The organism is Herbiconiux daphne, assembly GCF_024979295.1.
GTDB classification, from domain to species: domain Bacteria; phylum Actinomycetota; class Actinomycetes; order Actinomycetales; family Microbacteriaceae; genus Herbiconiux; species Herbiconiux daphnes.
Map to the genome: position 1 here is coordinate 1 of NZ_JANLCJ010000108.1, position 1,241 is coordinate 1,241.

Below are 1,241 nucleotides of genomic sequence, written 5' to 3' on the forward strand. Positions count from 1 at the left end.
TCTAAACCGTAAATACTATTGGTAATAGCTTTACGTTTGATTTTAATATCAAGAATAGATTTCATTACAGATAGTCGATTACGTTTAAACTTTTTCATAGTTTCCTCGAATAAAAAGCCCCGGTTAAGGGGCTTGGGTAGACCTAAAGAGGGTACGGCAACTGTTTACAGGACTTCGACGAAATAAACGCTCGCCCCTTTAGGAGTGGTTTTAAGGTTGACTTTGATAAACGGCTGGTCTTTACCGAAAACAGTATAGACCTCGTTTAAGGCGTATTTAGCTGAGGCAGAATCAGTAAACAGCCCTTCTACTTCGCCGTCTTTTGTCATTACTACAGCCTTGCAACCGACTTCGGCATCCACGATTTCGAGGATTTTAAATTCAATTTGTTCTTCTTTGAACGCAAAAATGTGTTTAGCATTCTGGAGTGCGTTAAATTTTGCTTTGGTATCTAAAGTCATTTTGAGATTCCTGTTAATATTTAAGTTGAAATTAAAGTTGGTTGTTGAGTTGAAAACTGTTAAGCGATTTCAAAAGTATGTTTAGCTTTTTCAATCTCAGTTTCAACGTCGAACTTTGCGAGTAGTTCAGTTGCCGCTTTAGCTTCGCGTTGAGTGGTGAATTTAACCTCTTTAGCGGTTTCACCTTCGGCAACTACTTGTTTAACTACGTAAATAGTGATGGTCTTTTGCATGGTATATGTCCTGTTAGTTGGTAACGTTTATTTCGTCTGACAGAAAATCTAGAACGGCTTTTATTGTATCATAACCTGTAACCGTGTCACTAATAATCTCTACGTTTTCGTCTAAGAACATTGTACGGAGTAGAAATTCGTTTGTGTCATAATCTACGCCGATTGTCCAAAAGACAATAGATTTATCTGCCTTCTCCCATACAACGGCGTTATCACCGTCATAGCTTACATGAATTGAGAGGTTTACAGTAGGGTGACAGTTTTTCAAATGAGAAATGACACTATTAGCAAAGAAATAGATCACGTTGCGTCCTTCAATAGTTATTTCGTCGTGACTATTATTATACATAGAAATTTCTCCGGGAATAGTTTTATAAAATAGTTTAACAAGAAATAATATTATATCACAGTCAAAGAAAATAACAATTTGTCAAGTCATAATACCGTACTGAAACTATATTGAGTTGAAGTATCGGCCTACCACACCAACAATCGTTAGTCAACATATAGTAACATGGGGAAAATAAATTTAAATATCAAAAAGTAG

The 1,241-nt window shown here is 36.0% G+C and carries 3 protein-coding genes; all 3 read right to left on the reverse strand.

Going from position 1 to position 1,241, the window contains the following annotated elements; all coding sequences use genetic code 11:
* Nucleotides 1–164 precede the first annotated feature (164 nt).
* From N1032_RS23360 to N1032_RS23370, 3 genes are read right to left on the reverse strand one after another with little or no spacing between them, the layout of a single operon-like run.
* Nucleotides 165–461, reverse strand: coding sequence for a hypothetical protein (locus N1032_RS23360; RefSeq protein WP_259542742.1), 297 nt, complete (start codon nt 459–461; stop codon nt 165–167).
* Nucleotides 462–520: 59 nt separating this feature from the next.
* Nucleotides 521–694 (reverse strand): hypothetical protein, encoded by a 174-nt coding sequence (locus tag N1032_RS23365; RefSeq protein ID WP_259542743.1) that lies wholly within the window; start codon nt 692–694, stop codon nt 521–523.
* 13 nt (nt 695–707) lie between these two features.
* Nucleotides 708–998, reverse strand: coding sequence for a hypothetical protein (locus tag N1032_RS23370; RefSeq protein WP_259542744.1), 291 nt, complete (start codon nt 996–998; stop codon nt 708–710).
* Between the last annotated feature and the right edge of the window lie 243 nt (nt 999–1,241).